The organism is Caulobacter sp. Root343 (assembly GCF_001425745.1).
Taxonomy (GTDB): domain Bacteria; phylum Pseudomonadota; class Alphaproteobacteria; order Caulobacterales; family Caulobacteraceae; genus Caulobacter.
Window position 1 is genome coordinate 575,306 of the sequence record NZ_LMDF01000006.1, and the last position, 26,664, is coordinate 601,969.

A 26,664-nucleotide genomic window follows, 5' to 3' on the forward strand; every position below is an offset into this window, starting at 1 on the left:
GGGGGAATCTGGGGCTATGGCCCTTCCTGCACGGCCACGCTTGGGGCAGATTGCCCGCGTTTACCGTCCGGAGCCGCCTGGTGATCTTCGCGAAGTCGCACATCGAGCTGCACAACATCCGCAACAATGTCGAGCGGGTGAAGAAGCTCTCCGACAACGTGGTCGGCGTTGGTCCGCTGGGCATCGGCCTGGACGGCCTGCTGACCTGGATCCCCGGCGCGGGCGAGCTCTACAGCTTGGGCGCCGGCGGCCTGATCGTGCTGGACGCCGTACGAGCTCGCGCCGCGCCGATGATCGTCATCCAGATCTGCGCCATCATCCTGATCGACACCGTGGCCGGCTCGATCCCGGTGGCGGGCAAGGCGATCGACGTGCTGTTCACCGGCCACAAGTGGTCGGCCGACATGCTGACCAAGCACATGGACGACACCATCTATTTCGAGGGCTCGCGCAAGGACGTGCAGGCCACTCAGGAATATCGCGAGCTGCTGGCCCGGATCCAGTCGGGCAAGGAAAAGCGCCGGGTCGTGTTCCTGGGCTAGGTCGGATCGACACAAGAGGCGGAGCGTTCAGATCAGCATGACCGACGACATCTCCGCCACCTCGGCCTATTCCGACCATCACGAGGGTCGCCGCGCCAAGGCCCATCGCGCCTGGCGGTCGGCCGAGACGGTCAAGCGCCTGTCGGACCGACTGATCGGCGTCGGCCCCTTCGGCATCGGCCTGGACGGCGTGCTGGCCTGGGTGCCGGGCGTGGGCCTGGCCTACGGCCTGGGCGCGGGCGCGCTCCTGATGGTCCACGCCTTCCAGGGCGGCGCCTCGGTGGCCACCCTGGCGCGGATGGCGGCCTATCTGGCGGCCGACAACCTCTCCGACACCGTGCCGGTCCTGGGCTGGGCCGTCGACACCCTGTTCCCCGGCCACCTGATGGCGGCCAAGGCGCTGCAGAAGGACATCGAGTCCCGCCACGGCTTGCCCGAGGAGGTGGCCTTGGAACGGTCGCGGAAGAAGCGCGGGCTGTTCCGGAAGAAGAGCGGCTAGCGACAGGCTCTAGGCCGCCGTTCCTTGGCTGTAGCCCAACTGGGCGTTCAGTTTGTCCAGCACCTCGATGGCGGCTTCGGCGATGACCGTGCCCGGCGGGAAGATGCTGGCGGCGCCGGCGTCCAGCAGCGCCTGGAAGTCCTGGGGCGGGATCACGCCGCCGACCACCACCACGATGTCGGACCGATCGCGCCTGGCCAATTCGGCCTTCAGCTCGGGCACCAGGGTCAAGTGACCCGCCGCCAGGGACGAGGCCCCGACCACGTGCACCCCGGCCTTGATGGCCTCGTCGGCGGCTTCGGCGGGTGTCTGGAACAGGGGGCCGATCTCCACCTGGAAACCGAGGTCGGCGAAGGCGCTGGAGATCACCTTCTGGCCGCGGTCGTGACCGTCCTGGCCCATCTTGGCGACCATGATGCGCGGCGCGCCGCCGTGGGCCTCGCGGAAGGCGGCGACCATGGCGCGGACGCGGGCGGTCTTGGGATCGGCGCCGGCTTCCCGGCCATAGACCCCTTCGATCGACTTGATGACGGCCTGATGGCGGCCGAACACCTTCTCCAGCGCGAAGCTGATCTCGCCGACGGTGGCCTTGGCGCGAGCGGCGTCGACGGCCAGGGCCAGCAGGTTGCCGGTCCTCCGAGCGCCATCCTCCAGCGCCTTCAAGGCGGCCTCGGTGGCGGCCGGATCGCGCTCGGCCTTCAGGCGGGCCAGCTTCTCCAGTTGCTGAGCGCGGACCGAACCATTGTCGACCTTCAGCATCGGGATGTCGTCGGCGACCTCGGGCTTGTAGCGATTGACGCCGACCACGCTCTGGCGATTGGCGTCGATGCGGGCCTGGGTCTTGGCGGCGGCTTCCTCGATGCGAAGTTTCGGGATGCCCTGCTCGATGGCCTTGGCCATGCCGCCGGCGGCCTCGACCTCCTCGATGTGATCCAGCGCCTTGCGGGCCAGCTCGTAGGTCAGCCGCTCGACATAGTAGCTGCCGCCCCAAGGGTCGGCGACCCGGGTCGTGCCGCTCTCCATCTGCAGGAACAGCTGGGTGTTGCGGGCGATGCGGGCCGAGAAGTCGGTCGGCAGGGCCAGGGCTTCGTCCAGGGCGTTGGTGTGCAAGCTCTGGGTCTGGCCGTTCACGGCGGCCATGGCCTCGACACAGGTGCGCGGGACATTGTTGAACACATCCTGCGCCGCCAGCGACCAGCCCGAGGTCTGGCTGTGAGTGCGCAAGGACAGCGAGCGGTCGTCCTTGGGATCGAACTCGCGCTTCATCAGGCGGGCCCAGAGCAGGCGCGCGGCGCGGAGCTTGGCCACCTCCATGAAATAGTTCATGCCGATCGCCCAGAAGAACGACAGGCGCGGGGCGAACTGGTCGATGCTCATGCCCGCCGCGACGCCGGCGCGGGCGTATTCGACGCCGTCGGCCAGGGTATAGGCCAGCTCCAGGTCGGCCGTCGCCCCTGCCTCCTGCATGTGATAGCCGCTGATCGAGATCGAGTTGAACTTGGGCATGTTCGCCGAGGTGAAGGCGAAGATGTCAGAGATGATCCGCATCGAGGGCGCGGGCGGATAGATATAGGTGTTCCGCACCATGAACTCTTTGAGGATGTCGTTCTGGATCGTCCCCGACAGCTTGTCGGGCGAGACGCCCTGTTCCTCGGCCGCGACGATGTAGAGCGCCAGGATCGGCAGCACCGCGCCGTTCATGGTCATCGAGACGCTCATCTTGTCGAGCGGGATGCCGCTGAAGAGCGTCCGCATGTCCAGGATCGAGTCGATGGCCACGCCGGCCATGCCGACGTCGCCCTTCACCCGCTCATGGTCGCTGTCGTAGCCGCGGTGGGTGGCCAGGTCGAAGGCGACGGACAGGCCCATCTGGCCGGCGGCCAGATTGCGTCGGTAGAAGGCGTTGCTGTCCTCGGCGGTCGAGAATCCCGCGTACTGCCGCACCGTCCACGGATTGGTCACGTACATGGTCGGATAGGGGCCGCGCACGAACGGCGCGACGCCGGGATAGCCGCCGGTGAAGTCCAGGCCCTCTACAGCCTCGGCGTCGAAGGCCGGCGATACGACGATGCCCTCGGGCGTATTCCAGGCCGCGCCGTCCGGGGCCGGCGAGGAGGGGACTTCAGCGAAGTCGATCGTGGTGAAGTCGGGGAACTTGCTCAAGGCTCAGGCTCCCTCGAACGCGGCGGCGAAGCGCACCGGCGTCAAGGCCGGGCAGCGGCTGTCGGGGCCGGGCAGGCGGACGTCGGGGCTGTCGACGGCGAAGGCTGAGGCGTCGGGCGTCTCGACCTCCGGCGGCTTGTCGTCGGCATTGGGGAAGGCCGTAACGCCCAGGATCTTGCGGCGCTTGTCGGCGAAGGCGGCCTCCTGGGCGGAGCGGGTTGCGGCGACGGCGTCGGCGACCAGGCCGCTCTCCAGCGTCTTGATCATCCCGCCAGCGCCTTCGATGGCCTGAAAACCGCCCCAGGCGGCGCGGGCCAGCTGGTCGGTCAGGTTGTCCAGGTACCAGGCCCCGCCAGCCGGATCGGCGACGCGGCCCAGATGGCTCTCCTCCATCAGGACCAGCTGGGTGTTGCGGGCCTGACGCCGGGCGAAGGTGGTGGGCAGGCCGATGGCGTCGGTGAAGGCGTCCAGCAGGATCGCGTCGGCCCCGCCGATCGCCCCGGCGAAGCCCGCCGAGGTCAGGCGCAGCAGGTTGGTCCAGGCGTCGGCCTTGGCCAGCATCCGGCGCGAGGAGCGGGCTTCGATCCTCGGCGCGACCGAGACCCCGCAGGCCTCCGTCAGCCGCGCCCACATCGCCTTGGCGGCGCGGAGCTTGGCGACGCCGGTGAAGTATTCGCCGTCCAGGCTGACGCCCAGGACGATGCGGCCGAAGGCCTCGTCCATCGAGAGGCCCGAGCGGACCAGCGCCTTGGCGTAGGCTAGGGCGCTGGCGGTCATCACCGCCAGCTCCTCGGTGTTCGAGCCGCCGGCCTCGTGGGCCGCGCGGCCGGTGGCCAGGAACAGGCTGGCCTTGACGTAGGTCTGCGCCAAGCGCGAGCCGACCGTGGCGGCGTTGAACACGTGGCTCTCGATCGGGCCAGGGCTGACGCCGGCCTGGGCGAAGGCGGTCAGCGGGTCCATGTGGAAGGCCAGCGGCGCATTGGGCGCGGCCTTGGCCAGGGCGCCGAGCCAATCGGCGGCCTTCGGGCCCAGGAAACCGGCGTCCAGCGCGACGGGAGCCAGGTCGAGCATGACGCCCGACAGCGCCGTGGAAAGATTTTCCGCCGAACCGACCGCGACGCCGTTCGCGCCGGTCGGGTCCAGCTGCAGCAGCACCGAGGCCGCGCCGCCTTCCAGGTCGGTCACGACATCCTTGGCTACGCGAACAGGATCGGGGTGAGCGGCGCGAACCCGCAGGTCCCACGGACGCTCGGGATCGCGGGCGCGCAGGTCGCGAGCGACGGCGACGCCATCCTCGGCGGTGTACAGCGGCTGGATCGTCAGGCCGTCGGGCGTGGTGACGGTCAGGGCCTCATCAAAGCTCTGGCCCTTCAGGGTCTTCTCGACCAGGGCCATCCAGCGGGCGCGGGTCGCCGCGTCGCCTTGGGCGCCAAATTCCTCGGCCAGGGGCGTGGTCGCCACGGTCAAAGCGTCTCTCTCCTGCGGTGCAGCATTTTTTGTCTTTTGAACCGTGATGCGCTCCTGCCCTTGGGGCCGTCAAGCCTTGCGCCCGAGCTAAACGATCGTTTAATCTGAACGGCGATCATATATGTCGGCGCCGCAAGCCGATCTCCAAAGGGGAGCTCTTCCATGGCCTTGCCGCCAATCCTGCGTGACCGCCTGCGCCTGCCGGTCATCGCCTCGCCGCTGTTCATCATCAGCAATCCCGACCTGGTGATCGCCCAGTGCAAGGCGGGGATCGTCGGCGCGTTCCCGTCGCTGAACGCCCGGCCGCTGTCGCAGCTGGACGAGTGGCTGGCCCGGATCACCGAGGAGCTGGCCGCCCATGACCGCGCCCATCCGGAAGCGCCCTCGGCCCCGTTCGCGGTCAATCAGATCGTCCACAAGACCAACAACCGCCTCGAAGACGACATCGCGATGTGCGTCAAATACAAGGTCCCGGTGGTCATCACCTCGCTGGGCGCCCGCGAGGACCTGAACCAGGCGATCCACTCGTACGGTGGGATCACTCTGCATGACGTGATCACCGACCGCTTCGCCCGCAAAGCCATCGAGAAGGGCGCCGACGGCCTGATCCCGGTCGCGGCCGGCGCCGGCGGCCATGCCGGCACCCTGTCGCCGTTCGCCCTGATCCAGGAGATCCGCCAGTGGTTCGACGGGCCGGTGGCGCTGTCGGGCTCGATCGCCTCGGGCCGCTCGATCCTGGCCGCCCAGGCCATGGGCGCGGACCTGGCCTATGTCGGCTCGGCCTTCATCGCGACCCAGGAGGCCAACGCCGTCGAGGGCTACAAGCAGATGATCGTCGACAGCAAGGCCGACGACATCCTCTACTCGAACCTGTTCACCGGGGTGCACGGCAACTATCTGCGCCCCTCGGTGGTCAAGGCGGGCCTGGATCCGGCGAACCTGCCGGTCAGCGATCCGTCGGCCATGAACTTCGGTTCGGGCGGCAACCAGGAGGCCAAGGCCTGGCGCGACATCTGGGGCTGCGGCCAGGGCATCGGCGCCATCGAAAACGTGCTGACCGCCGGCGAACTCATCGCCAAGTTCTCGGCGGAGTACGAGCAAGCCAAGGCCGAACTGGCGGCCAAGACGGCGCTTACGTCCGGAAATCATTTGGCTTTCGCCGCCGAATAGGCGGGTAAGGCACGGGGATGGAGCGACCTCCGTCCCCGGCTTTCGCGGCGAGGTGATGCTTGGAGCGATCTCAATCCGCTCCAGGAGCCCCTCAATGTTCGACGACGTCACGCCCCGCCTCGGCCTGCCCTATGTGGTCGCCGCCCAGGCCCAGAAGCACATTCCCATCAACGAGAGCCTCGCCCGGCTGGACGGCTTGGTACAGTTGGCGGTCGAGAGCCGTTCGGTCTCGGCCCAGCCCGCCAGTCCCGTCGCCGGGGGGGTCTGGATCCTGCCGGCCGGCTCGACGGGCGCGGCGTGGACCGGTCAGGCCGCCGGAACCCTGATGCGCTTCGAGGCCGGCGCTTGGGAAGCCTTGCTCCCCGCCGAGGGCGTGCTGGCCTGGGTCAAGGACGAGAACCAGGTGGTCGCTTTCGACGGCGCGGCCTGGACGCCGCTGTCGGCGACGTTCCGCGCGACAACCGCCGCCGCGTCGCCGGGCCTGGCCAACACCCGGCTGGAGATCGTGGAGCAGGAGGTGACCGTGACGGGCGCCGCGACGGCGACGACGATCCTCATCCCGAACCGCGCCATCGTGCTGGCGGTCTCGACCCGCACGACGCTCGCGGTGACCGGCGCGACCTCGTACAATTGCGGCGTCTCGGGTGACGCCAGCAAGTTCGGCGGTTCGCTGGGCGTGGCCAAGAATTCCAGCAATGTCGGGGTGGTCGGGCCGACGGCCTACTACGCCGACACGCCGGTGCTGCTGACGGCCGTCGGCGGGAATTTCGTGGCCGGCAAGGTGCGGGTGGCGATCCACCTGCTGCGTTTCGACGCGCCGGCGGCCGTGGCCTGACGCGTTGACGGCGCGGGCTCGAGCCGCTACACGCCGCCCCACCTTTGGGGAGTAGCCGCCCGCGCCTATCAGCGGGCCCCGCCGTCAACATACTTGATCCTTCGGGATCATGGCGCGGGGAAGGGAAGCGGACTTGCAGCTTCCTTGGCGAGACCAATGGCGCCGATCTCCATCCGGGCCGGGTGGGGTGTCGACGCTATTGGCATGCCCGGCCCGGAAGGTTTTTAGAGCTCCATGGAATCCCTGCTCGTCTCGACCCTGGTCGTGGCCATCGCCGAGATCGGCGACAAGACCCAGCTGCTGGCCATCATCCTGGCCACCCGGTTCAAGAAGCCGATCCCGATCATCCTGGGCATCCTGGTCGCCACCTTGGCCAACCACGCCCTGGCGGCCACGGCCGGCTATTGGGTCGCCGACCTGCTGAGCGGCGTCGCATTCAAGTGGGCGATCGCCGTCTCGTTCGTGGCCATGGCGGCCTGGGCCCTGATCCCCGACAAGGCCGACGACGAGGACGCCGGCGGCGCGGGCCGCTACGGCGTGTTCCTGACCACCGCCATCGCCTTCTTCCTGGTCGAGATGGGCGACAAGACCCAGATCGCCACCGTCGCCCTGGGGGCCAAGTTCCACTCGATCGCCTGGGTCGCCGCCGGCACCACCCTGGGCATGATGCTGGCCAACGTCCCGGCGGTGTATCTGGGCGAGGCGGCGACCAAGGTCGTGCCGCTGAAGTACGTGCGTATTGGGGCGGCGGTGATCTTCCTGGCTTTGGGGCTGTGGCAGGTGGCGGAGCTAGTGGGGGTGTTCGGCTAGAGCTCCAACGGCTGTCATCCCGGACAAGCGCGCTAGCGCGCCGATCCGGGACCGCCGGAAGCGCTGAGCCTGTTGCGGTCCCGGGTCTGCGCTGCGCTACGCCCGGGATGACAATGGTTGTGGACGCGCTATGAGGTGGCGAGCCAAGGAGTCCCGCCCCCCATGACCCATGATCCGACCGCGCGCGGCTGGGAGTTCTGGATCGACCGGGGCGGCACCTTCACCGATATCGTCGCGCGGCGTCCGGACGGATCGCTGGTCACCCACAAGCTGCTGTCGGAGAACCCCGAGCGCTACGCCGACGCCGCCGTCGCGGGCGTCCGGGCCCTGCTGCCCGAGGGCGCGAGCATCGACGCGGTGAAGATGGGTACCACGGTGGCCACCAACGCCCTGCTCGAACGCAAGGGCGAGCCGATGGTGCTGGCGATCACGGCGGGCCACGCCGACGCCCTGCGCATCGGCTATCAGGCGCGGCCCAAGTTGTTCGAGCGCCACATCGTCAAGCCCGAGGCCCTCTACGACCGGGTTGTCGAGATCGACGAGCGGATCAGCGTCGAGGGCCAGGTGCTGCGGCCGCTGGACGAGGATGTGGCGCGGGCGGGGCTGCGGGCTGCGTTCGACGAAGGCTTCCGGGCCGTCGCCATCGTACTGTTGCATGGCTTTCGCTTCACCGACCACGAGGCGCGGGTGGCTCGCATCGCGCGCGAGATCGGCTTCACCCAGGTCTCGGTCAGCCACGAGGTCAGCCCGCTGATGAAGCTGGTCGGGCGGGGCGACACCACGGTGGTCGACGCCTACCTGTCGCCGATCCTGCGGCGCTATGTGGATCAGGTCAGCGACGCGCTTCAAGCGAAGGATGGGGGCGAGGACACGCGGCTCCTCTTCATGCAGTCGAACGGCGGTCTGACCGACGCGCGGGCCTTCCGGGGCAAGGACGCCATTCTGTCCGGCCCGGCCGGCGGCGTGGTCGGCATGGCGCGGACGGCGGAGGAGGCCGGCTTCACGCGGGTGATCGGCTTCGACATGGGCGGCACCTCGACCGACGTCTGCCACTTCGCGGGCCAGTACGAACGCGCCTTCGAGACGGTGGTGGCCGGGGTGCGGATGCGCGCGCCGATGATGAACATCCACACCGTGGCGGCCGGCGGGGGCTCGATCTGTTCGTTCGACGGGGCGCGGCTGCGCGTGGGCCCGGCCTCGGCCGGCGCGGTCCCCGGCCCGGCGGCCTATCGCCGGGGCGGACCGCTGACGGTGACGGACTGCAACGTCATGCTGGGCAAGCTGCGGCCGGAGTTCTTCCCCAAGGTGTTCGGGCCGAATGGCGACCGGCCGCTGGACGCCGAGGCCGTGGCGCGCGGCTTCGACGCCGTGGCGGCCGAAATCGCCAAAGCGACCGGCAAGGCCATGACCTCGCAGGAGGTCGCCGAAGGCTTCGTCACCATCGCCGTCGAGAACATGGCCAAGGCCGTGCGGCAGATCTCGATCCAGCGCGGCTATGACGTCACCCGCTATGTGCTGGCCTGTTTCGGCGGGGCGGGCGGCCAGCACGCTTGTCTGGTCGCCGACGCCCTAGGCATGACGCAGGTGATGATCCACCCGTTCGCCGGGGTGCTCAGCGCCTACGGCATGGGCTTGGCCGACCTGCGCTTGATCCGCGAGCAGACGGTCGAGCGGCCGCTGGATGAGGCATCCGATCTTGCCGAACGGGCCGCCGTACTGGCGATCGAAGCCGAAGCCGCCCTGCGCACCCAGGCCGTGCCCGTCGCGTCGGTCGAGACCGTGGCGACCTTGCGCGTGAAGTACGCCGGGACCGACACGCCGCTGGTCGTCCCGCTGGCGGATGCGGCCGGCGTCCGCGCGGCGTTCGAGAATCTGCACCAGCGGCGTTTCGGTTTCGCCTCGCCGACCACGCCGCTGGTCGTCGAGACCTTGTCGGTGGAAGCGATCGGCCACTCGGACGCGGGAAGCGCGCCGGACCTAAAATCCGTTGGAGCAGATCAAACCGCCGAGCCGCTCGCCACGGTCGACGTCCGCATGGCCGGCGAGGTCCACGCCACACCGGTGTTCGACCGCGAGGCCCTGGCCTTCGGCGCCGCGATCCCGGGCCCCGCCATCATCCGCGAGGCGACCGGCACGACCATCGTCGAGCCTGGCTGGCGCGCCACGGTCGATCCTCGCCTGAACCTGATCCTCGACCGGATCGTCGCCCTGCCGGCCCGCAAGGCGATCGGAACCGAGGCCGATCCGGTCATGCTGGAGGTGTTCAACAACCTGTTCATGGCGGTCGCCGAGGAGATGGGCTTCGCGCTGCAGAACACCGCCTATTCGGTCAATATCAAGGAGCGGCTGGACTTCTCCTGCGCCCTGTTCGATCGCGACGGAAACCTGATCGCCAATGCTCCGCACATGCCGGTGCACCTGGGCTCGATGGGCGACAGCGTGCGGGCCATCCGCGACGCCCGCGAGGGCGACGGCCGGGGCATGAGGTCGGGTGACGTCTACATGCTGAACGCCCCCTACAACGGCGGCACCCACCTGCCGGACGTGACGGTGGTCATGCCGGTGTTCGACGCGGCGGGGGCGCTGCTGTTCTACGTCGCCGCGCGGGGCCATCAGGGCGACATCGGCGGGATCACCCCCGGCTCGATGCCGCCGACCAGCCGGACGGTCGAGGAAGAGGGCGTCCTGATCGAGAACTTCCTGCTGGTCGAGGGCGGCCGGTTCAGGGAGGCCGAGACCCGCGCGCTGCTGGCCTCGGGCCGGTGGCCGGCGCGCAATCCCGACCAGAACATCGGTGACCTGAAGGCCCAGATCGCCGCCTGCGCGCGCGGCGCCGAGGCTCTGACCGGCCTGGTCGCCGAGTTCGGCCAGGAGGTCGTCGAGGCCTATATGGCCCACGTGCAGGACAATGCCGAGGAGGCCGTGCGCCGCGTGCTGGCCACCTTGGAGAGCGGCGCGTTCGCCTACGAGCTGGACGACGGTTCGGTGGTGAAGGTCGCCATCACGGTCGATCAGCAGGCTCGCACGGCGCGCGTCGATTTCACCGGAACAAGCGACCAGGTCCCGACCAACTTCAACGCCCCGGCCTCGATCTGCCGGGCGGCGGCGCTCTACGTGTTCCGCACTCTGGTCGACGACGAGATCCCGATGAACGACGGCTGCCTGCGGCCGGTAGAGCTGGTCATTCCGGAGGGTTCGATGCTGCGGCCGCGCTATCCGGCGGCGGTGGTGGCGGGCAATGTCGAGACCAGCCAGGTGGTGGTCGACGCCCTCTATGGCGCGTTGGGCGTGATGGCGGCGGCGCAAGGGACGATGAACAACTTCACGTTCGGCGATGACCGTCGGCAATACTACGAGACCATCTGCGGCGGCTCCGGCGCGGGGCCGGGCTTCGCCGGGACCGACGCGGTCCAGACCCACATGACCAACAGCCGCCTGACCGACCCCGAGGTGCTGGAAACCCGTTATCCGGTGCTGGTCGAGGCGTTCTCGATCCGGCGCGGCTCGGGCGGGGCGGGCGGTTATCGCGGCGGCGACGGTGTCGTGCGCAAGATCGGCTTCCGCGAGCCGATGACCGCCACCTTGCTCTCCAACCGCCGCCGCGTGCCGCCGTTCGGGTTGGAGGGCGGCGAGCCCGGCGCGGTCGGCAAGGCGTGGATCGAGCGAGCGGATGGCGGCGTGCGGACGATGGCGGCCACCGACCTCGTCGAGGTCGACGCGGGCGACACGATCGTCATCGAGACGCCCGGCGGCGGCGGCTGGGGAAGGGCGTGATGGCCAGGGCCAGTGTGCTGTTCGTCTGTCTGGGCAACATCTGTCGCTCGCCCCTGGCCGAGGGTGCGTTCCGGGCGGAAGCCGAGCGCCTGGGGCTGGACGTCGTCGTCGACTCCGCCGGCACGGGCGGCTGGCACGCGGGCGATCCGCCGGACCCGCGCTCGGTCGGTGTGGCCCGCCGCAACGGCGTCGACATCGGCGGCCAGCGGGCTCGCAAGGTGACGAAGGACGACTTCCGGACCTTCACCCACATCTACGCCCTGGATCACGACAACCTGGAAGGCCTGCGGGCCATCGCCCCGCGCGACGCGACGGCCGAGGTCGGGCTGCTGCTGGACCTGGTTCCCGGCCACGAGGGCAGGGCGGTGGCCGATCCCTACTACGGCGACGACACCGGCTTCGACGTGACCTGGCGTGATGTGGTGATGGCGGCCCAGGTGCTGGCGCGGCGGTTGGCGGATGAGGGGTGGCGATAAAAGAGTTATGTCATCCCGGCCGCAGCGCAGCGGAGAGCCGGGACCGCCACAAGCGCCGAGCTTCTTGCGGTCCCGGATCGGCGCGCTCCGCGTTTGTCCGGGATGACAGGGATTTCTCAGTGCAACGTCGGCCTCCGCACCGGCGCCGCCACGACCTCCGGCGCATCGAAGCGCATCGGCAGGGCCTTGCCGTCGTTGGCCAGCGCCGTGTTCAGAAAGCGCGCCATCACCGTCACCGCCTCGGGCGTGACGACCATGCCTTCGAGCAGGCGGCCGGCGATCTCGGGCGAGGCGGGGCAGACGCCGCAGGCGGTGATCAGGCGCTGCTCGTCGTCGGCATAGCCGCCGCAGCAGGGCGCGGAGACGCAGAGCGGCCGCCGCACCTGACCCTCGATCGCGGTCATCATCAGGATGAAGGCGGTGGCCACCCGGGATGAAACCAGGGCGCCGGCCTTCTTCGACAGGCGCGCGCCGGGCTCCTCGCCCAGCACCCGGGCGGTGACCCACTGGCGCAGCATCCAGAGCAGGAGGCGCTCGCCGTCAGCCAGGCCCACGGGGCCGCAATGGTTCAGGTGAGTTTCGGAGAAAGGGTCGGACCGCACGCCGTAAATCTCCTCGCCAGACAGGGGGCCGACACCCGCCATGGCGAACCGATCTCGGTGAGCGGCCCGACGCGTTCTTGCGAACACTTCTCAACTAGATGGGATGTCTAGTTGAGAGTCAATCGCAAAAGTGTCGGGCCGGTCCTAGCCGCCGAAGCCGCCGCGATAGCCGCCGCTGCTGGCGTAGCTGCGACCACTGGAGGAACTGCGGCCCGTGGCGTAGCTGGAGCTGTTGCCGTAGCTGCTTCGGGCATAGCTTCGATCACCGCCGAACCCGCCACGCGAAACAACCGAAGTGCGGGTCTGGACCTTGGGCGGCGTTTGGCGGATCGCGGCGGGCGGATCAATGCTCTCGCGCGTGATCACCGTCCGGCCGGTGCTGTAGTCCCGGTCGAGGCGACCGCCCCAGGCGGAGTAGTACCCGCCGCCGTAGTCGTCGCTGCGGCGGTAGAGACTGGTGCCGCGATAGCCGCCGCCATCGAGCATCCGGCCAATCACGAAGCCGGCGAGCAGCGGCGTGAAGAAGCTCCCGCTCGAGCCGTTGTTATAGCTGCGCGGTACGCAGTTGCCGGGTCCGTAGACGTCCTCGCAGGTGGAGCGTTCGTCGTAGCGCGGCGCGGATTCCGCATCGTCCTTTTGGGCCGCGGCATACGACGTACGGCACTGGTCGTCCGGGACCTCGTCGGCTTTCAGGCACTCGGCGAGCGTTTTATAGTTGTAGGCCTGAATCTGTTCGCCGCGATTGGGGTCGAAGCTGGCTTGCGAGTTGTGATCCTCGCAGCCGGTCAGGCCCAGCGTGGCCGCGCCGGCCAACATGGTGGTCAGTTGCAGCGAGGCGGAGCGTTTGCGCGTGGTCATCCTGGACGTCCTTAGGCGGTCATGCAGGCGGCGTTCAGCAGGCCGACCGCGATCGAGACGCCCGCCAGATAGATGCCGATCGAGGTCTCGCCATTCTCGATGCGCGTCTTGACGTCGGGCAGGGCGATCATGCGCACGATGGAGAAGGTGACGATCTGGATGACGCCGGCCAGGGTCGCCCAGGCGGCGAATTCCGGCAGGCTGACGGTATGGCTCAGCGCGGAAGCCAGCGGCAGGACGTAGCCGATCAGGGCGCCGGCCAAGGCGATGGCGGCGGCGACGTTGCCGCCGCGGATCAAGGCCTTCTCGTTATAGGGCGTGATCCACTGGTAGATATATTTGAAGGCGATCGTGAAGAGGCCCGCCGCCACGAAGGCCAGCAGGAAGGCGAGCGCGCCATCCTTGAAAGCGATAAGGTCGAACATCTTGGTGTGGCCCCCTTAAGCCTTGAACTCGCCCGCCGACAGCGGCAGGCCGATCATCATCTCGTGCGTCACCTCGCCGCCTTCCGGCTCGAGCGTCAACGCCAACATGAGTTCGCGGCCGTCGCCTGGCAGGTCGCGGCTGAACAGCATGGTGGTTTGGAAGAGCCGCTTGTCGGGCGTCGTGGCCGCGCGGTCGTAATAGACGTCTTCCCAGAACGTCACCGGATCCGCCTCGGCCGCGTCGTCGCCGAACCAGAAGCGGCGATACTCCGGCAATTCGGGCGGCTGGAAGGTGCGCTGACGGAGGCGTTGCGCCCAGTCGAAACGGCTGCCATCGCCGCTGTTCGGATATTCGCTGGCCCACGGCAGGAAGATTGTGAAGTCGTTGGCCATTTCGCCGGCGGCGTCGTCCGAGACCGCTTGGAACATGATCTCGTCGTCGGTGTAGAACCGATGGACGAAAGCCCCTTCGTTCAACCCGATCACGCCCTGGGCGGTGATCTCCAGGGTGTCGCGGTCGAGGGCGAAGCGGGTCTCGGCCCCGAAGCGTCGCCACGTCAGCGGATCAAGGATGACCGTACGACCCACCGTGACGTTGCGGACCACGGGCAGCGCGGCTTGAGGCTCTCTGTCCTTGCCGCCGAAAAGCTTGCCGAACATCGCGCTCAGGCTCCCATCGGATCGGCTAGCCGCTGCTGGGCCACGTAGAACAGCCGGGCGCCGGTCGGCAGGTCAGCCTGACTGCGGACGTCGAACGACGGCTGGTCCGCGCCGGCGGCCTGCCAGGCCAGGAGGGTGGCGTCTCGCTCGTGCAGTCGCTTGGCGGCCTCGTCGATCGTCGCCGGCCGTTCGCCCCGCCACTCGGCGCAGTACAGGGTGGCGGAGTCGTCAAGGTGGCTGATCAGGGCGCTCAGCACCCGGCTGGCGCCAGGGTCCTGGACCGCGCGCACCACGAGTTCGGGTCCCGGCGCGATGATCGCTTCGACGTGTGGACAGTGCAATTTCAACAGGCCGGCGGCGTGATGGTCCTGGAAGTAGCAGACCACGTGCGCGGTTTCATTGATGCCGCTGATGGCGAGGGCGGCGGCCAGAGTGTCAGGGTCGTTGTCCGTATAGATCGCCACCCGCCGAGCATTGTGCGCGCCGGCGCGGCGAAGTTCGTTCGGATCGGTGAGCGTGCGGGCGCGGATATAGAGGACGCGCTCGTCGGGGTCCGCCAGTTCCTTGCGCGTGATCAGCACCACGCGCTGGCCGCCGGCCTCGGCGTGCAGTTCCTCGATCATCTTCGGCGTCTGATCGGGAACGAACCCGATCACCACAGTCGTATCCGTCATGCGTCGAAAATCTCCGCGGCCTTCTCTGCGCCGCCGCCAGAAGTCGCCCATGGCCGTGAGGCTCTTGGCGACGATCGTCGTGAAGATGGCGATCGCGCCTGGAAACACGAAGGCCGCCGTGACCAGCCTTCCGGCGGGCGTCTGGGGGCTGAGGTCGCCATAGCCCACGGTGTAGGCGGTGGTGGCGTACCAATAGAGGAAATCGACCGGCGCGACGATCTTGGATTCGCCATCCAGCATCATCAACAACCATGACAGGCTGGCGTGAGCCGCGGCGGCCGCGCCCAGCACCCACCAGTGAAGCTCAGCGACGGCGAGGTGGAGCCGGTCCGCCGTGCGTCGAAGAAGAATTACGAGCGACAAGCTTGCCCCCAGCCCAAGTCAACTGCAGGATGAACGCGAACCGCATCTTGTCAAGCGTACATGTTATGCGTACATGTAACGCATGCCGGTCAAACCGACGAGAGGCGCTCAAGCCGCTGAAAGGACCCGCGCGTGGCGTGAAGCGCGCAGGAACGCCGGCTTCGTGAAGATCGAGGTCTGGGCGCCGGCGGCGTGCAAGCCCGACATCCTCTCGGCCGTGCAGGCGATCGTCGTCGAGTCGGTCCGCGGACCGACCCTGGCCACCAACCCCCATCCCCCCAAGGGCGTCAGACACATGGACTCCGTTATCGACACCGCCTGGACGATCCACAGCCTGCGCGACGCGCTGGCCGAGAGCGCCCTCGTGCGCCAGGACGAATTGACCGCCACCGTCATCGAGGGCGTCGAGCCGGTTCTGCTGGTCGTCATGCATGAGTTCGGCGACCTGCCGATCTATGTCAGCGGCGGTTCGCTGCAGATGGTCGTCTCGACCATTCTGTGGCCCTGCGACGAGCAGAACGAGCGCGCGGCCTTCAACGAGTTCCTGCTCAAGGCTCAGAAGATCGTGCCGCTGTCGAATTTCGGCATCACCACGGTGGACGGCCGCGACTATTATGAGCTGATGGGCGAGATTTCGTCCAAGACCACCCTGCAGACGCTGATCATCGAGCTGCGCACCCTGGCCGACAACGCCATCGCCGCCGCCAGCGAGCTGCGCGACTCCTTCGAAAAGAGCCGCGTCGCGGCCGCTTAAGACAAAGAGATCTGGAGACTTAAATCGATGTCGATCTGGAGCAAGCTCTCGGCGCTCTTCCGCGGCACGGCCCATGACGGGGCCCAGACGATCGTGGACGCCAACGCCCTGAGGATCCTGGACCAGGAAATCCGCGACGCCGACAGCGCCCAGGGCAAGGCCCGGGACGAGCTGGCCAAGCTGGTGGCGCGCCGCCGCTCGCTGGAGACCGAGGTCGCCCAGCTGACCGACCAGTCGCGCAAGTACGAGTCCTCGGCCCGCGCAGCCATGAACAAGGGCGACCAGGCTCTGGCCCTGGAAGTGGCCCAGCGGATCGCCGACCTCGAGAAGGACGCGACGCAGAAGGCCGGTCAGATGACCGAGCTGCGCACGGCCGAGGAAAAGATGCGCACGATCATCGCCCAGACCGACACCAAGGTCGAAGCGCTGCGTCGCGAAATCGAGATGGTGAAGGTCAACGAGAGCGTCCAGAAGGCCCAGGCGGCGGTGATCTCGCGCTCGGGCTCGGCCAGCGGCGTCGTCGGCTCGGCCGCCGATAGCTTGAAGCGCATCAAGGAACGCCAGTCGGTCCGCGAGGAGCAGTTCCGCCTGCACAGCGAGTCCGAGGACCGCAAGACCGGCGCCGACCTCGACGCCAAGCTGGCCGCGGCCGGCATCCTGCCGGGCGGCGGCGGCGCCGAGGATGTGCTGGCCCGCCTGATGGCCCCCAAGGACGAAGCTCTGCCCGCGCCCATGCTGGCGATCGAGGACAAGGCCAAGGTCGCCCGGGACGGCTCGGACGCCTGATGCGCCGTCTCACCCTGACGCCTCGGCCGGACTGGAAGTCCAAGGCCGAGGCGGTCGGCTTCACCTGGCACCATGCCGACGGCCGTCGCTATTGGGACGAGCGGGCGGCCTACGCCTTCACGCTGGAAGAGGTCGAGGGCCACCTGGAGCCCGCGACCGAGGCGCTGCACAAGCTGTGCCTCGACCTGGTGGCCGACGCCGTCCAGAGCGACGCCCTGATGGCCCGGCTGCAGATCCCGGAAGCCTCGCGCGATGTGGTCGCCGCCTCGTGGAAGGCGCGCGATCCGTCGCTCTATGGCCGCTTCGACTTCTTCTACGACGGGGCGGGTCCGCCCAAGCTCTATGAGTACAACGCCGACACCCCGACCAGCATCTATGAGGCGGGCGTGTTCCAGTGGCTGTGGCTGGAGGACCTGATCCAGCGGGGCGCTCTGCCCGAGAGCACAGACCAGTTCAACAGTCTGCACGACCGGCTGGCCGAGCGGTTCAAGGAGATCTTCCCGAACGGCGGCTTCGTCCATTTCGCCAGCGACGCCGATTTCGTCGAGGATCGCCAGACGGTGCGGTTCCTGGAGGACATGGGCAGGCTGGCGGGCCTGGAGCCCAAGTTCGTACCGATCACGGAGATCGGCCTCGACGCCGACGGCCGCTTCGTTGATCAGGACAACTACCTGATCGGCGCGATCTTCAAGCTGCACCCCTGGGAAGAGATGCTGCGCGAGCCCTACGCCGCCAACATCGCCGCCAGCAAGACCTTGTTCCTGGAGCCGCCGTGGAAGGCGGTGCTGTCCAACAAGGCTCTGCTGCCGCTGCTGTGGGAGCGCCACCCGGGCCATCCGAACCTGCTGGAGACCTATTTCGACGACGACCCCAAGGTCGAGCGCCTGGGCGCCAGCTATGCCCGCAAGCCGCTGTTCAGCCGCGAGGGCGCCAATGTCGAGCTCTGGAAGGACGGCCGCAAGGGTCGGGTCTTGGACCAGGGCTATGGCGCGGAAGGCTGGATCCGCCAGGAACTGAAGCCGCCGCCGAAGTTCGGCGTGAACTATCCGGTGGTCGGCTCCTGGGTCATCGGCGATCAGCCGGCCGGGATCGGCGTGCGCGAGGACCGGGGACGGGTGACGCGTGACCGCTCGCGGTTCGTGCCCCACATCATCGAGGCATAGGGCGTAAATCTCCACCGAAGCGGCTGCGAGAAGCTCTGTTTCAACCCGGTAGGAAACCGGTATCATTCCCGTGAGAGAAAGGTGTCCAACGACAACGACGCCTTCGGGGAGAGACGTCCAGATGACCCACCGCGCCGCCGCCATCGGCCTGTTCCTGTCCGCCAGCCTGCTGGTTGCGCCGGCCTTCGCGGGCGTCATCGGGACCAACGTCCCGGCCCAGCCGATCACCGCCGCCCGGATCGCGACCCTGCCGGCCGCCCAGCAGCCGGCGTGGAAGGCCTATCTCGACCGCTCGACCGCCCAGGAGAAGGCCGACCGCGCCGCCCTGGCCGCCGAGCTGAAGCCGGGCGAGGTCGCCCCAGCGCCACCGCCGTCGGGCCACGGCGACGGCGGCATGGCGCTGAACAAGGACGCGGCCTGGTACGCCTCGCCCGAGGCGCGCCACATCGCCGACGTCATCGTCAGCTTCCAGACCCCGGCCGGCGGCTGGAGCAAGAACCAGGACCGCGAGGGCGCCCTACGCCTGCCGGGCCAGCCCTGGGCCTCGGACAACAATTCCAAATATCTCAGCGAGAACGACTTCGACGCCGCCCGCGACCCCAAGTGGGGCTATGTCGGCACGCTGGACAACAACGCCACCATCACCGAGATGCGCTTTCTCGCGAAAGTCGCCGCGCGGCTGCCGGGCCAGGACGGCGAGGCCTATCGTCAGAGCTTCCTGAAGGGCGTGCGCTATCTCTTGGCCGCCCAGTTCCCGAACGGCGGCTGGCCGCAGGTCTGGCCGCTGGAAGGCGGTTATCACGACGCCGTCACCTTCAACGACAACGCCGTCTCCGAGGCCGCCGCCCTGTTGACCGAAGTGTCCGAAGCCAAGGCCGACTTCGCCTTCGTGCCCACCGACCTGCGCGCCAAGGCCGGCGTGGCGGCCAAGCACGGGCGCGAGGTCATCGTCGCCTCGCAGATCCGCATCGACGGGAAACCGACCATCTGGGGCCAGCAGGCGGACCCGTTCACCCTCGAGCCGGTCGCCGGTCGCAACTTCGAGCCGCCGGCCCTGTCGACGGGCGAGAGCGCCGACCTGCTGATGTACCTGATGAGCCTGCCCGACCCGACCCCCGCGGAGGTGGCCGCGGTCCACGGCGGCGTGGCCTGGATGAAGGGCGCGGCGATCATGGGCAAGGCCTGGATCGGCGGAAAGGGTGACCCCGAGGGCCGCCGCCTGGTCGACCAGCCCGGCGCCGGCCCGATCTGGTCGCGCTACTACAGCCGCACGACGGGCAAGCCGGTCTTCGGCGAGCGCGACAAGACCCTGCGCGACGAGGTCAACGAACTCTCGCTGGAGCGCCGCAACGGCTATTCCTGGTTCGGCGCCCAATCGGCCAAGGCGATCAAGGCGTATGAGACCTGGGCCAAGAGCCACCCGAAGTAGGCGCGCGCCCACATATCCTGTCATCCCGGTCGTAGCGAAGCGAAGAGCCGGAACCGCCGCGAGCTCAGCGCTTCCGGCGGTCCCGGATAGCCTCCGCGAGGCTTCCGGGATGACAAACATCAGAGCCCGCGCAAAACCCTCACGGCCTCCGCCACCGCCGCCTGATCGGTATCCCGCAGCTCCGGCGGCACGAAGCCCATCTCTCCGAGCTTGGACCCGGGCGCCGCTCCGGGGATCGGGCCGCTGAACGAGCCGTGGACTTCGCGCACCCCGGTCCGTCTCACCAGTTCGGCGAGGTTGCCCGGCTTGACGCCCGCGCCGGCCAGGATGCCGATCCGCCCGGCCGCCTGTTCGACCAGCGCTGCGATCCGTTCGGCCCCGGCTTGCGCCGTGAGCGCCCCGCCCGAGGTCAGCACCCGCTCGAAGCCGAGGTCGATGGCGATCTCCAGGGCCGCCGCCTGATCGGGGACCAGGTCGAATGACCGGTGCAGGCTCATACCCAGGCCCTTCGCGTGCTCGACCAGCTTTTCCAGCACCGCCAGGTCGAGCTCGCCATCGGAACGATTGGCCCCGATGACCACGCCGACCAGGCCGTTGGCGCGCACCGCGTCGATGTCGCGGCGCATGGCGTCCAGATCGCCGGCGTCGTAGCAGAAGTCGCCGTTGCGCGGCCGGATCATCGGATAGATCGGGATCGACGCCTTGGCCGCCAAGGCCATGAGGCCAGGGGCGGGAGTCAGGCCCTGCAGCGCCAAGGCCGCGCAAAGTTCGATCCGATCCGCCCCGCCAGCGATCGCCGCCGCCAATCCGGCGGGCGTATCGATACAGACTTCCAGCAGAATGCGGTCGGCGGTCATGCTCAGCTCTCGCTCATGCTACGGATTCGGGGCGGTCTTGTTGGAGCACACGCGCATGATGAATCGTAGGGGCCTGATCGGCGCATCCTTGGTCGGATCGGCGATGATCGGCGCGAAGGCGCCAAGAGCCGAGGCCGCGGCGGAGGGTTCGGTGAAGCTGGAAGGCCCGTGCGTGATCTCCACTTGGGACTTCGGCGTCGCCGCCAACCAGGCGGCCTGGGCGGTGCTGTCCAAGGGCGGCCGGGCGCTGGACGCGGTCGAGGCCGGGGCGCGCGTGCCCGAGCAGGACCTGAAGAACCACAGCGTCGGCCGGGCCGGCTATCCCGACCGCGACGGCCACGTCTCGCTGGACGCCTGCATCATGGACGAGCTTGGCAACTGCGGCGCGGTGGCGGCGCTGGAGCACATCGCCCATCCGATCTCGGTGGCCCGCAAGGTGATGGAGAAGACCCCGCACGTGATGCTGGTCGGGGCCGGGGCCCTGCAGTTCGCGATCGAACAGGGCTTCCAATACGAGGAGCTGCTGACGCCGGACTCCAAGGCCGCCTGGGAAGCCTGGAAGAAGGACGCCAAGTACCAGCCCAAGGCCAACAGCGAAGTCGGCGACTACGGCAAGACCTCGGGCCAGCTCGGCACGCCGGGCGGGGCGAACAACCACGACACCCTCGGCATGCTGGCCATCGACGCCAAGGGCGACATCGCCGGGGCCTGCACGACCAGCGGCATGGCCTGGAAGCTGCGCGGCCGGGTCGGCGACAGCCCGATCATCGGCGCCGGCCTCTATGTCGACAACGACGTCGGCGGCGCCACCTCGACCGGGGTCGGCGAGGAGGTGATCCGCAATGTTGGCAGCTTCCTCGTGGTCGAGCTGATGCGCCAGGGCCGCTCGCCGCAGGACGCCTGCCGCGAGGCGGTCGAGCGGATCCTGAAGAAGAAGCCCCAGGCCAAGGCCATCCAGGTCGGCTTCCTGGCGATCAACAAGCAGGGCGAGGTCGGGGCCTGGGCGATCCAGTCGGGCTTCAGCTACGCCCTGTGCGACGGCCGCAAGCAAGACCTGCTGCTGCCCGGCAAGGCGACCTATCAGGCCGCCTCTTAAAGTGGATAGGCGAACGGATAACGCAGTTATAGCGTGCCGGTCCCATTCAGGAGGAGACCGCCATGTGCGATGACGAAATCCACCCCGGCCTCATACAGGATCCGACGATCTCGCGGCGCAAGTTCGGCCTGCTGACCGCGGCCCTGACCGGCGTCGCCACGGTGGCCCATGCCGACGATACGGTCGAGGAGAAGGACGTCGAGATCAAGACGCCCGACGGCGTCGCCGACGCGGCCCTGTTCTACCCGAAAGGCAAGGGCAAGTGGCCGGCGGTGCTGGTGTGGCCCGACATCTGGAGCCTGCGCCCGGTGTTCCGTCAGATGGGCCGTCGGCTGGCCGCGGCCGGCTATGTCGTGCTGGTTCCCAACCTCTTCTACCGGTCCAAGAAGGCGCCGGTGATGGAGGGGGCGATGAACTTCGCCGACCCCAAAAACCGCGAGACGATCATGGCCCTGGCCAAGACCGTCACCCCGACGACGGCGGTGGTCGACGCCAAGGCCTTCGTGGCCTTCCTCGACGCCCAGCCCCAGACCAACAAGGCTAAGCGGGTCGGGACCCAGGGCTACTGCATGGGTGGGCCGCTGGCGTTCCGGACGGCCGGGGTCGCTCCGGACCGCATCGGCGCGGTGGCCAGCTTCCACGGCGGCGGCCTGACGGCGGATGGTCCCGACAGTCCCTATCTGCTGATCCCCAAGACCAAGGCCGACTATCTGGTCGCCATCGCCGACAACGACGACCAGCGCGATCCGGCCTCGAAGGACAAGCTGAAGGCCGCCTTCGCCGAGGCCAAGCGGTCGGCCACGGTCGAGGTCTATGCGGGCGCCAACCACGGTTGGACGGTTCCCGGCAGCCAGGCCTACAACGAGGCCTCGGCCGAGAAGGCCTGGAGCGAACTGCTGGCGCTGTACAAGAAGGCGCTGGCCTAGCGGATCCGAGCGGCGGCTGGGGCGATGGCCCTGGCCGCCGACCTCCGTTACACCGGGCTCCTCTCCGCCTAGAGGTCGCCCGTGTTGCTTGAAGCCCCGCCGTCCCCGGTGTCCGCCATCGTCGTCGAGGCGCCGCGGTTGCCATCCTTGGCGGGGCAGGAGGCCTTTTCCACCGCGACCTATGATGCTCGGGCCCTGAGCGGCCAGACGCGGCTGGACGATGTGCTGAAGACGACGCCGGGGGTCTCGCTGTTCCGCCGCACCGGCAGCGACGCGGCCAATCCGACCATCCAGGGCTTGTCTCTCCGCGCCGTGGCGCCCTCCGGCGCCGGCCGGGCGCTGGTCACTCTGGACGGCGCGCCGCAAAACGATCCGTTCGGCGGCTGGGTGATCTGGACCGCCTTGCCGGGCGAGGGCCTCTCCGGGGCGACCATCGTGCGCGGCGCGGGGGCGGGCCCCTACGGCGCCGGCGCCCTGACCGGCGTCGTGGTCCTGCGCGAGCGGGCGGTTGGCGGCGGGCTCTCCAGCTTCACCGCCCAGGCCGGTCAGCGCGACAGCTGGCGCGCGGCCGGGACCTTCGGAACCGACCACCTGCTGCTGACCGCTAGTGGTTCGCGCACCGACGGCTATCGGCCCGTACGCGGCGCGGCGGTGGGGGCGGCCGACGCGCCCACGACCCTGGAAGACGGCTCGATCGCCGCCCGGGTCCAGGGCGAACTCGGCGACGTCCGCTGGGCCGTACGCGCCGGGGCGTTCCAGGAGAAGCGCGGGGCCGGCTTGGTCGGCGCCCGCTCTAACGCCACTGGCGGCTCCCTGGCCGTGACCCTGGCCGGCGAGGCCTGGCGGTTGCAGGCCTGGGCGCGGTCCAGCGACCTGGAGAACACCTCGGCCGCCGTCGCCGCCGGGCGCGTCGGGACGACGCCGGCCAACGACCAATACTCGACCCCGGCCAGCGGGTATGGCCTCAACGCCGCTTGGCAGCACAAGGCCGGCGACTGGTCCTGGGAGCTGGGCGGCGACGTCCGTGCTACCGAGGGGCGGACCAACGAGCTGTTCCGCTACATGGCCGGCGCGTTCACCCGCCAGCGCACGGCGGGCGGCCGCACCCTGGTCGGCGGCCTCTATGCCGAGACCGCCTACGCCCGCGAGGACTTCTCGCTGACGGCCGGCGCGCGGCTGGACGGCTGGCGCTCGTACGCCGGCGTCCGGCGCGAGCGCGACGCGGCGACCGGGGCCCTGACCCTGGACGCGCCGCCGGCCGACGCCTCCGGGACGACGCCGACGGCGCGGATCGGCGTGCGTCAGCGTGTATCCGGCGAGACCTGGTGGCGGGCAGCGGCCTATGCCGGTTTCCGGCCGCCGACGCTGAACGAATTGCATCGCCCGTTCCGGGTCGGCAACGACGTCACCGAGGCCAACGCCGCCTTGAAGCCCGAGACCCTGTACGGCCTCGAGACCGGTCTCGCGGGCGAAGGCGCTGTGCGGTGGACCCTCGGCGCCTTCTACAACCAGGTCCAGGACCCGATCACCAACGTCACGATCGGCGTCGGCCCCGGGACCTTCCCGATCGCCGGCTTCATCCCGGCCGGCGGCGTGCTGCGCCAGCGGCGCAACGCCGGTGAGATCAGCGCCTACGGCCTCGAGGGAGACATGGCCGCCGACCTGTCGCCGGCCTGGACCGTGCGCGCCGCCTTCTCGGCCACCCATGCCCGCGTCGACGGCGCGGCCCAGCTGACCGGCAAGCGCCCGGCCCAGGCGCCCGCCCTGACCGTCACCGCCGGCGCGCGCTGGCGGCCGATCGAGCGGCTGAGCCTCGACGCCGACCTGCGCTACGAGAGCAAGCGCTTCGAGGACGACCTGAACACGCGGACCCTGAAGGCGGGGGCGGGCCTGGACCTGCGGGTGGGCTGGAAAGTTTCGCCGACTAGCGAGATCTATCTGGCCGCCGACAACGCCTTGGACGCCGACCTCGCCGTCGGCCAGACGGCGGATGGCGTCACCAGCTATTCGGCGCCGCGGACGATCTATGTCGGCTTCGCTCTGCGTCGCTGAGTGGAAATTGTCCTACAATAACGATTGATAGCGCTATCATCGCCGTGTAGCCCTTTCGCCAACAAGAGGGAGGAACACCATGGCGATGTCGCGCCGAACCGTGCTGGCCACGTTCTCAAGCCTGGCGCCGTTGGCGAATCTGGCCGCGATCACCCGGGCCTGGGCCGCGCCGGCGCCGCGCGTGGTGGCCCTGGACCTGGCCAAGATCGGCGGTCCGGTCGACCGGTTCTTCGACCTCTCGGTCGGCTCGGACTATCCCGGCACCCTGATCCGCCCCGACAGCCAGGCCCAGCTGAAGACCGCCGTCGACGAGCTGGGCTTCCGCTACATCCGCTTCCACGCGATCTTCCACGACGTGCTGGGCACGGTGAAGGTCCAGGACGGCAAGATCGTCTACGACTGGACCAAGCTGGACCAGCTGTATGACGCCCTGCTGGCCAAGGGGATCCGGCCGTTCGTCGAGCTGGGCTTCACCCCTGACGCGATGAAGACCTCCGAGCTGACCATCTTCTACTGGAAGGGTAACACCTCCCACCCGAAGCTGGACCCCTGGCGCGACCTGATCGACGCCTTCGTTCGGCATGTCCGCCAACGCTACGGCGCTGACGAGGTCCGCAAGTGGTTCTTCGAGGTCTGGAACGAGCCCAACCTCGACGGTTTCTGGGAGAAGGCCGACCAGGCGGCCTATTTCGAGCTCTATGACGTCACGGCGCGGACCATCAAGGCGATCGATCCGGCCCTGCGGGTCGGCGGCCCCTCGACGGCGGGCGCGGCCTGGGTCCCGGAGTTCCTGGCCCATGTGAAGACGACCGGTTCGGCCGTCGATTTCGTCACCACCCACACCTACGGCGTCGACGGCGGCTTCCTGGACGAGAAGGGCCAGCAGGACACCAAGCTGTCGGCCTCGCCCGACGCCATCGTCGGCGACGTGCGGCGGGTGCGCGAGCAGATCCAGGCCTCGGCCTTCCCGAACCTGCCGCTGTACTTCACCGAATGGAGCACCAGCTACACGCCGCGCGACAGCGTCCACGACAGCTATGTCAGCGCCGCCTACATTCTGGAGAAGCTGCGGCGCACGCGGGGCCTGGTCCAGGGCATGAGCTACTGGACCTATACCGACCTGTTCGAGGAGCCGGGCCCACCGACCAAGCCGTTCGAAGGCGGCTTCGGCCTGATGAACCCGCAGGGGATCCGCAAGCCCGCCTGGTTCGCCTACAAGTACCTGAACGCGGTGAAGGGGCGCGAGATCGCCTGCGATGACGGCCAGGTCTTCGCCGCCCGCGACGGCGACCGGGTAAGCGCCCTGGCCTATGCCTGGCGCCAGCCGGACCAGAAGGTCAGCAACCGGCCCTTCTACACGCGCCCGCATCCGACATTCGACGTCGAGCCGCTGAAGCTGCGCCTGACGGGCCTGAAGCCCGGGTCCTATCGCCTGCGCGTCCGCCGCACCGGCTATCGCGCCAACGACGCCTACAGCGCCTATATCGACATGGGCCTGCCCAAGACCCTGACCGCCGAGCAGCTGCGCCAGCTGGAGGCGCTGACCCGGGACCGTCCCGAGATCGAGAAGGTGATCAAGGTGCGGGGCGAAGCGGTGGTCGACCTGCCGATGCGCGCCAACGACATCGTGCTGATCGAGTTGGAGCCAGTCTAGGCGGCGTCGCGCGCCGGATCTTCGATCGCGGCGCGCAGCATGTCGAGCCCGGCGTCCAGGCAGGCGATCCGCACCGCGCCGCGACCCACGTCGCCGAAATGGTGCTCGGTCACCTGAACGCTCCCGCCGCGTCGGGCGACACCCAGGAAGACCAGGCCGGGCTCGTCGTCCGGCCCGCCGCGTCCGGCGAAGCCGGTGACCGAGAGGGCGACGTCCGCCTCCGAATCCTCCAGCGCGCCCAGGGCCATCGCGCGGGCGACGGGCGCGGACACTACGCCATGCTCGACGATCAGCTCCGCCGGTACGCCCAGCAGCTGGGTCTTGGCCTGGTCGGTATAGGTGACGAAGCCGCGGTCAAAGGCATGGGCGCAGCCGTCCACGTCGGTCAACAGCGAAGCGAACAGGCCGCCGGTGCAGCTCTCCGCCGTGGCCAGGGTGAGCTCGCGGTCGCAGGCGCTCTTCAGGACGTGTGTGACCTTGCGCTCGACCTCGGGCGGCAGGGTGGGGGACAGCGTCTCTGTCATGGCGGCGAAGCTCCGTGGTCGTATCTTCTGGCAACGCCCAAGGTCGCTCCCGTGCTCCGCGTGCTTTCCTTTGACGGAAATTCCGAGCCCGTGCATCGCTGAGGG

The 26,664-nt window shown here is 68.9% G+C and carries 24 protein-coding genes and 1 riboswitch; of the genes, 15 read left to right on the top strand and 9 right to left on the bottom strand.

Features of this window, described 5'->3' with window-relative positions:
- The first annotated feature begins 77 nt into the window (after positions 1 to 77).
- Both ASC70_RS10205 and ASC70_RS10210 read left to right on the top strand, forming a co-directional pair.
- Positions 78 to 542 (top strand): DUF4112 domain-containing protein, encoded by a 465-nt coding sequence (locus ASC70_RS10205; RefSeq protein WP_082009301.1) that lies wholly within the window; start codon positions 78 to 80, stop codon positions 540 to 542.
- 37 nt (positions 543 to 579) lie between these two features.
- The gene (locus ASC70_RS10210; protein ID WP_056049649.1) at positions 580 to 1,041 is read left to right on the top strand and encodes a DUF4112 domain-containing protein; all 462 of its coding nucleotides are present in this window, start codon (positions 580 to 582) and stop codon (positions 1,039 to 1,041) included.
- Between the two features lie 9 nt (positions 1,042 to 1,050).
- Here the strand turns inward: ASC70_RS10210 and scpA are convergent, their stop codons facing one another.
- Both scpA and ASC70_RS10220 read right to left on the bottom strand, forming a co-directional pair.
- Positions 1,051 to 3,204 (bottom strand): methylmalonyl-CoA mutase, encoded by a 2,154-nt coding sequence (gene scpA, locus ASC70_RS10215; RefSeq protein ID WP_056049651.1) that lies wholly within the window; start codon positions 3,202 to 3,204, stop codon positions 1,051 to 1,053.
- A gap of 3 nt (positions 3,205 to 3,207) precedes the next feature.
- A complete protein-coding gene (locus tag ASC70_RS10220) occupies positions 3,208 to 4,599 on the bottom strand; it encodes a methylmalonyl-CoA mutase subunit beta (RefSeq protein WP_056050582.1) in 1,392 nt (463 codons plus the stop codon).
- Between the two features lie 234 nt (positions 4,600 to 4,833).
- On the opposite strand from ASC70_RS10220, the gene ASC70_RS10225 reads away from it, so the two are divergent.
- The 5 genes from ASC70_RS10225 to ASC70_RS10245 all read left to right on the top strand — a co-directional run bounded on the left by ASC70_RS10225 (position 4,834) and on the right by ASC70_RS10245 (position 11,736).
- Positions 4,834 to 5,841 carry a nitronate monooxygenase family protein gene (locus ASC70_RS10225; protein WP_056049653.1) on the top strand — a complete coding sequence of 336 codons (1,008 nt, stop codon included), beginning with the start codon at positions 4,834 to 4,836 and terminating at the stop codon, positions 5,839 to 5,841.
- Positions 5,842 to 5,935: 94 nt separating this feature from the next.
- Positions 5,936 to 6,676: a DUF2793 domain-containing protein gene (locus ASC70_RS10230; protein WP_056049655.1), complete on the top strand. Its 741-nt coding sequence runs from the start codon at positions 5,936 to 5,938 to the stop codon at positions 6,674 to 6,676.
- Positions 6,677 to 6,714: 38 nt separating this feature from the next.
- Positions 6,715 to 6,900, top strand: a riboswitch (yybP-ykoY riboswitch).
- A 10-nt stretch (positions 6,901 to 6,910) separates the two neighbouring features.
- Positions 6,911 to 7,486, top strand: a complete 576-nt coding sequence (locus tag ASC70_RS10235) for a TMEM165/GDT1 family protein (protein WP_056049658.1) — start codon at positions 6,911 to 6,913, stop codon at positions 7,484 to 7,486.
- A 162-nt stretch (positions 7,487 to 7,648) separates the two neighbouring features.
- Positions 7,649 to 11,260, top strand: coding sequence for a hydantoinase B/oxoprolinase family protein (locus ASC70_RS10240; protein WP_056049660.1), 3,612 nt, complete (start codon positions 7,649 to 7,651; stop codon positions 11,258 to 11,260).
- Positions 11,245 to 11,736 (top strand): low molecular weight protein-tyrosine-phosphatase, encoded by a 492-nt coding sequence (locus tag ASC70_RS10245; protein ID WP_056050584.1) that lies wholly within the window; start codon positions 11,245 to 11,247, stop codon positions 11,734 to 11,736. The genes ASC70_RS10240 and ASC70_RS10245 overlap by 16 nt, the downstream gene beginning before the upstream one ends.
- 116 nt (positions 11,737 to 11,852) lie before the next feature.
- Here the strand turns inward: ASC70_RS10245 and ASC70_RS10250 are convergent, their stop codons facing one another.
- From ASC70_RS10250 to ASC70_RS10270, 5 genes are all read right to left on the bottom strand, one after another.
- A complete protein-coding gene (locus tag ASC70_RS10250; RefSeq protein ID WP_082539643.1) occupies positions 11,853 to 12,338 on the bottom strand; it encodes a hypothetical protein in 486 nt (161 codons plus the stop codon).
- Between the two features lie 144 nt (positions 12,339 to 12,482).
- Entirely contained in the window at positions 12,483 to 13,196 is a 714-nt protein-coding gene (locus ASC70_RS10255) for a DUF1190 domain-containing protein (protein ID WP_082539607.1), read from the bottom strand.
- 11 nt (positions 13,197 to 13,207) lie between these two features.
- A complete protein-coding gene (locus tag ASC70_RS10260) occupies positions 13,208 to 13,621 on the bottom strand; it encodes a DUF350 domain-containing protein (protein ID WP_056049664.1) in 414 nt (137 codons plus the stop codon).
- A 15-nt stretch (positions 13,622 to 13,636) separates the two neighbouring features.
- Positions 13,637 to 14,281, bottom strand: a complete 645-nt coding sequence (locus ASC70_RS10265) for a DUF2491 family protein (protein ID WP_056049668.1) — start codon at positions 14,279 to 14,281, stop codon at positions 13,637 to 13,639.
- Between the two features lie 5 nt (positions 14,282 to 14,286).
- Positions 14,287 to 15,318 carry a potassium channel family protein gene (locus ASC70_RS10270; protein ID WP_156396178.1) on the bottom strand — a complete coding sequence of 344 codons (1,032 nt, stop codon included), beginning with the start codon at positions 15,316 to 15,318 and terminating at the stop codon, positions 14,287 to 14,289.
- A gap of 82 nt (positions 15,319 to 15,400) precedes the next feature.
- Here ASC70_RS10270 and ASC70_RS10275 point away from each other — a divergent pair, with 82 nt between their 5' ends.
- From ASC70_RS10275 to pelA, 4 genes are all read left to right on the top strand, one after another.
- Complete coding sequence (locus ASC70_RS10275; protein ID WP_047409517.1) at positions 15,401 to 16,072, top strand: YjfI family protein; 672 nt, start codon at positions 15,401 to 15,403, stop codon at positions 16,070 to 16,072.
- A 27-nt stretch (positions 16,073 to 16,099) separates the two neighbouring features.
- Entirely contained in the window at positions 16,100 to 16,858 is a 759-nt protein-coding gene (locus ASC70_RS10280; protein WP_047409514.1) for a PspA/IM30 family protein, read from the top strand.
- Entirely contained in the window at positions 16,858 to 18,021 is a 1,164-nt protein-coding gene (locus tag ASC70_RS10285; protein WP_056049673.1) for a glutathionylspermidine synthase family protein, read from the top strand. Before ASC70_RS10280 ends, ASC70_RS10285 begins: the two co-directional genes overlap by 1 nt.
- 121 nt (positions 18,022 to 18,142) lie before the next feature.
- Positions 18,143 to 19,450 carry a pectate lyase gene (gene pelA / locus ASC70_RS10290; protein ID WP_056049674.1) on the top strand — a complete coding sequence of 436 codons (1,308 nt, stop codon included), beginning with the start codon at positions 18,143 to 18,145 and terminating at the stop codon, positions 19,448 to 19,450.
- A gap of 119 nt (positions 19,451 to 19,569) precedes the next feature.
- Here the strand turns inward: pelA and ASC70_RS10295 are convergent, their stop codons facing one another.
- A complete protein-coding gene (locus ASC70_RS10295) occupies positions 19,570 to 20,307 on the bottom strand; it encodes a copper homeostasis protein CutC (protein ID WP_056049676.1) in 738 nt (245 codons plus the stop codon).
- Positions 20,308 to 20,362: 55 nt separating this feature from the next.
- Between ASC70_RS10295 and ASC70_RS10300 the strand changes: the two genes are divergently transcribed.
- From ASC70_RS10300 to ASC70_RS10315, 4 genes are all read left to right on the top strand, one after another.
- Positions 20,363 to 21,403 carry a N(4)-(beta-N-acetylglucosaminyl)-L-asparaginase gene (locus ASC70_RS10300; protein ID WP_056049680.1) on the top strand — a complete coding sequence of 347 codons (1,041 nt, stop codon included), beginning with the start codon at positions 20,363 to 20,365 and terminating at the stop codon, positions 21,401 to 21,403.
- 62 nt (positions 21,404 to 21,465) lie between these two features.
- Positions 21,466 to 22,329, top strand: a complete 864-nt coding sequence (locus ASC70_RS10305; protein WP_056049682.1) for a dienelactone hydrolase family protein — start codon at positions 21,466 to 21,468, stop codon at positions 22,327 to 22,329.
- An 81-nt stretch (positions 22,330 to 22,410) separates the two neighbouring features.
- On the top strand, positions 22,411 to 24,381 hold the full coding sequence (locus tag ASC70_RS10310; protein WP_056049685.1) for a TonB-dependent receptor: 1,971 nt from the start codon (positions 22,411 to 22,413) through the stop codon (positions 24,379 to 24,381).
- A 79-nt stretch (positions 24,382 to 24,460) separates the two neighbouring features.
- Complete coding sequence (locus ASC70_RS10315; protein ID WP_235519333.1) at positions 24,461 to 26,035, top strand: cellulase family glycosylhydrolase; 1,575 nt, start codon at positions 24,461 to 24,463, stop codon at positions 26,033 to 26,035.
- On the opposite strand, the gene ASC70_RS10320 is transcribed toward ASC70_RS10315, so the two are convergent.
- A complete protein-coding gene (locus ASC70_RS10320) occupies positions 26,032 to 26,559 on the bottom strand; it encodes a CinA family protein (RefSeq protein WP_056049687.1) in 528 nt (175 codons plus the stop codon). The two genes, ASC70_RS10315 and ASC70_RS10320, sit on opposite strands and share 4 nt — an antisense overlap.
- Between the last annotated feature and the right edge of the window lie 105 nt (positions 26,560 to 26,664).

Excerpts from the sequence above, each read along its gene's own strand:
- ASC70_RS10320 (WP_056049687.1), bottom strand. The coding sequence starts at position 26,559 with ATGACAGAGACGCTGTCCCCCACCCTGCCGCCCGAGGTCGAGCGCAAG.
- ASC70_RS10255 (WP_082539607.1), bottom strand. The coding sequence starts at position 13,196 with ATGACCACGCGCAAACGCTCCGCCTCGCTGCAACTGACCACCATGTTG.
- ASC70_RS10240 (WP_056049660.1), top strand. The coding sequence starts at position 7,649 with ATGACCCATGATCCGACCGCGCGCGGCTGGGAGTTCTGGATCGACCGG.
- ASC70_RS10210 (WP_056049649.1), top strand. The coding sequence starts at position 580 with ATGACCGACGACATCTCCGCCACCTCGGCCTATTCCGACCATCACGAG.
- ASC70_RS10295 (WP_056049676.1), bottom strand. The coding sequence starts at position 20,307 with ATGACCGCCGACCGCATTCTGCTGGAAGTCTGTATCGATACGCCCGCC.
- ASC70_RS10275 (WP_047409517.1), top strand. The coding sequence starts at position 15,401 with ATGCCGGTCAAACCGACGAGAGGCGCTCAAGCCGCTGAAAGGACCCGC.
- pelA (WP_056049674.1), top strand. The coding sequence starts at position 18,143 with ATGACCCACCGCGCCGCCGCCATCGGCCTGTTCCTGTCCGCCAGCCTG.
- ASC70_RS10285 (WP_056049673.1), top strand. The coding sequence starts at position 16,858 with ATGCGCCGTCTCACCCTGACGCCTCGGCCGGACTGGAAGTCCAAGGCC.
- ASC70_RS10305 (WP_056049682.1), top strand. The coding sequence starts at position 21,466 with ATGTGCGATGACGAAATCCACCCCGGCCTCATACAGGATCCGACGATC.
- ASC70_RS10280 (WP_047409514.1), top strand. The coding sequence starts at position 16,100 with ATGTCGATCTGGAGCAAGCTCTCGGCGCTCTTCCGCGGCACGGCCCAT.
- ASC70_RS10260 (WP_056049664.1), bottom strand. The coding sequence starts at position 13,621 with ATGTTCGACCTTATCGCTTTCAAGGATGGCGCGCTCGCCTTCCTGCTG.
- ASC70_RS10315 (WP_235519333.1), top strand. The coding sequence starts at position 24,461 with ATGGCGATGTCGCGCCGAACCGTGCTGGCCACGTTCTCAAGCCTGGCG.
- ASC70_RS10220 (WP_056050582.1), bottom strand. The coding sequence starts at position 4,599 with ATGGCCCTGGTCGAGAAGACCCTGAAGGGCCAGAGCTTTGATGAGGCC.
- ASC70_RS10235 (WP_056049658.1), top strand. The coding sequence starts at position 6,911 with ATGGAATCCCTGCTCGTCTCGACCCTGGTCGTGGCCATCGCCGAGATC.
- ASC70_RS10300 (WP_056049680.1), top strand. The coding sequence starts at position 20,363 with ATGATGAATCGTAGGGGCCTGATCGGCGCATCCTTGGTCGGATCGGCG.
- ASC70_RS10265 (WP_056049668.1), bottom strand. The coding sequence starts at position 14,281 with ATGTTCGGCAAGCTTTTCGGCGGCAAGGACAGAGAGCCTCAAGCCGCG.
- ASC70_RS10225 (WP_056049653.1), top strand. The coding sequence starts at position 4,834 with ATGGCCTTGCCGCCAATCCTGCGTGACCGCCTGCGCCTGCCGGTCATC.
- ASC70_RS10230 (WP_056049655.1), top strand. The coding sequence starts at position 5,936 with ATGTTCGACGACGTCACGCCCCGCCTCGGCCTGCCCTATGTGGTCGCC.